Source organism: Inquilinus sp. (assembly GCF_039594555.1).
Classification (GTDB): Bacteria; Pseudomonadota; Alphaproteobacteria; order DSM-16000; family Inquilinaceae; genus Inquilinus.
Genome location: NZ_JBCNNF010000638.1, coordinates 1 through 2,544, shown reverse-complemented (window position 1 = coordinate 2,544; position 2,544 = coordinate 1). Strand labels below are relative to the sequence as shown.

The following is a 2,544-nucleotide window of genomic DNA, read 5'->3' as shown; positions in this document are numbered from 1 at the left end:
CCGCCAACCTCGGCCGAGGCTGCGGCGAGCTTGCCCGGGTCCCGGCCGGCGATGGTGACGCGCAGGCCATCGGCCTGCAGCCGCTTGGCCGTGGCCAGCCCGATTCCCGAGGAACCGCCGATGACGAAGGCATGGGTCTGCGTTGCGGACATGGAGATCTCCATCCGTTGGTAAATGCGATGCTGGGAGGAAGAGGCGCGGCGCTAGGCCGGCCCGATCCCGGTGAGACGTTCGCTCAGGGCGCGCAGCCGTTCCCGCGCCCGCGGATCCTCAGCCTGGGCCAACGGACGCGATGGCCGCCTGCCGTTGAAGTAGACTCCGCTCTCGCCCTCGAGATCGGGGGAAACGGCGAGGGCGAGGATCGCCTCGCCGCCTTCCTCGACCGTGCTGATCGGCGAAGTGCCGCTCTGCCGTACCATGGTGGTGTCCATATAGGTCGCGGGATGCAGGCAGGTCGCCGTGACGCCGCTGCCCGCCAGCTCCCCGGCCAGGTCGAAGGTGAACAGGATCTGCGCCAGCTTGCTCTGGCAATAGGCGCGGACGCCGCTGTAGCCGCGGGCCAGCATGACGTCGTCGAAGTCGATCGCCTGCTGCCCGGCGGAGGCGACGTTGACGATCCGGGCCGGGGCGGCGCGCCGCAGCGCCGGCAGCAGCAGCCGGGTCAGCAGGAAGCCGGCGAGGTAGTTCACGGCGAAGCGCAGCTCGTGCCCGTCCGCGCTGGCCTCGCGGCGCGGGCTGGGCCCGGTGCCGATGCCGGCATTGTTGATCAGCACGTCCAGCCGGTCGCGCCGTGCCAGCACGGCCTCGGCCAGGCGCCGCACCTCGGCCAGGGAGGACAGGTCGGCCGGCAGGAACTCGGCGCTGCCGCCCTCGGCGCGGATCGCCTCCAGCACCGCCCGGCCGCGCTCCTGGCTGCGGCCGTGCAGCAGCACATGGGCGCCAGCCGCCGCCAGCCGCCGGGCGACCCAGCGGCCCACGCCGTCGGTCGAACCGGTGATCAGGATGGTCTTGCCGTTCAGGTCCATGTTTCGGACTCCTCCATTGCCCGTCCGTCGACAGGAAGATGGACGCTGTCCCGGGCGGTAAACAGGACCGGGTTTATCCTGGTATCGATACTGATATGCTGAGGGGATGACGGTGATCGATCCGGCCCCGGATGCGGGGCGGCGGCGCGAGCTGGGCGCCTTCCTGCGATCGCGGCGCGAGCGGCTGGCGCCGCGCGATGTCGGCCTGCCCGACGGGTCGCGGCGGCGGACGCCGGGCCTGCGGCGCGAGGAGGTGGCGCTGCTCGGCGGCGTGGGCGCCACCTGGTACAGCTGGCTGGAGCAGGGGCGCGACGTGCGGCCCTCGGCCGAGACGCTCGCGGCGCTGGCCCGGGCCTTGCGACTGGATTCGGCCGAGCGGCGACATCTGTTCGTCCTGGCCGGACGACCGGCGCCGGAGGAGCGGGCGCAGGCGCCGGAGGAGGTCTGCGAGCCGCTGCGCCGGATGCTCGACTGCCTGACCGACCAGCCGGCCCAGGTTCTGGGCCGGCGCTGGGACGTGCTGGCCTGGAACCGCGCGGCCGAGGTGGTGTTCGGCGACTATGGCGTGCTGCGGGACGATGCGCGCAACACCATGAGCATGATCTTCACCGATCCGGGGCATCGGCGGCTGCTGGCGGATTGGGAGGCGGTGGCACGGGCGGCCCTGGCCCAGTTCCGGGCCGACAGCGCCAAATACGCCGGCGACCCGGAGTTCGAACGGCTGGTCGCCCATCTGATGCAGGCGAGCCCGGAGTTCCGGGAATGGTGGCCACGGCACGAGGTGATGCCGCACCTGTCCGGCCGCAAGCGCATCCGTCACCCGGTGGCGGGCCCGATGGTGTTCGAGCACACCGCCATGCGTTTCGACGACGGCACCGACCGGCGCATGGTCGTCTATGTCCCGCTGGCCGAATCCGACACCATCGCCAAGCTGGGCCGGCTGCTGCACACCAAGGCCGTGGCCGCGGAGTAGTCGGGAGTTTCTTTTGACTGCCATGCCCGGGCTTGACCCGGGCATCCAGAAGATATCGAGGTCGCTCTGGGTGGCCCCTGGATTGCCGGGCTTGACCCGGCAATCCAGGGGCCACCGAGAGCGGTTCTTGAAAGCCCCTGGATCCTCGGGCCAAGCCCGAGGACGACAATAAATAGAATAGGAACCCGAGATAAACACGCCTTAGTTGCGATATTTCCTCAACCGGACAGCCGTGGGGCAAGCCCGGCAATGACAATAAGGGTTTCGCCCCGTGGTGGGGGTGTATCCCTCATTCGTCCCAGGAGGCCAGGCCGAGCAGCTTCTCGCCCAGCTCGGTCAGCGCCGCGCGCTCGTAGCGGGTCTTCTCCCATTCCCGCGGGTCGCCCGGGAAGGCGTAGCCCTTCGGCGGCTCGCGGTCGCGCCAGGACTGGACGCGCCATTCGCGCAGCTCGGCATTGCCCTCATCGGCCGGGGTCATCGAGATGTATTGCGCCATCCGCACCCGGTCCTGCGACCGGTTCGGGCGGATGCCGTGCGCCAGCAGGC

The 2,544-nt window shown here is 70.5% G+C and carries 3 protein-coding genes and 1 pseudogene; 1 reads left to right on the top strand and 3 read right to left on the bottom strand.

Features of this window, described 5'->3' with window-relative positions; translation table 11 throughout:
* Positions 1-152 (bottom strand): SDR family NAD(P)-dependent oxidoreductase (locus ABDW35_RS35380; protein WP_343718522.1); only part of this gene is annotated, 152 nt, incomplete at its 3' end.
* Between the two features lie 51 nt (positions 153-203).
* The gene (locus ABDW35_RS35375; protein WP_343718521.1) at positions 204-1,025 is read right to left on the bottom strand and encodes an SDR family NAD(P)-dependent oxidoreductase; all 822 of its coding nucleotides are present in this window, start codon (positions 1,023-1,025) and stop codon (positions 204-206) included.
* Between the two features lie 112 nt (positions 1,026-1,137).
* Here ABDW35_RS35375 and ABDW35_RS35370 point away from each other — a divergent pair, with 112 nt between their 5' ends.
* Positions 1,138-1,998 carry a helix-turn-helix transcriptional regulator gene (locus ABDW35_RS35370; RefSeq protein ID WP_343718520.1) on the top strand — a complete coding sequence of 287 codons (861 nt, stop codon included), beginning with the start codon at positions 1,138-1,140 and terminating at the stop codon, positions 1,996-1,998.
* A 289-nt stretch (positions 1,999-2,287) separates the two neighbouring features.
* On the opposite strand, the pseudogene ABDW35_RS35365 reads toward ABDW35_RS35370, so the two are convergent.
* A pseudogene (locus tag ABDW35_RS35365) lies at positions 2,288-2,544 on the bottom strand (phytanoyl-CoA dioxygenase); the annotation flags it as partial.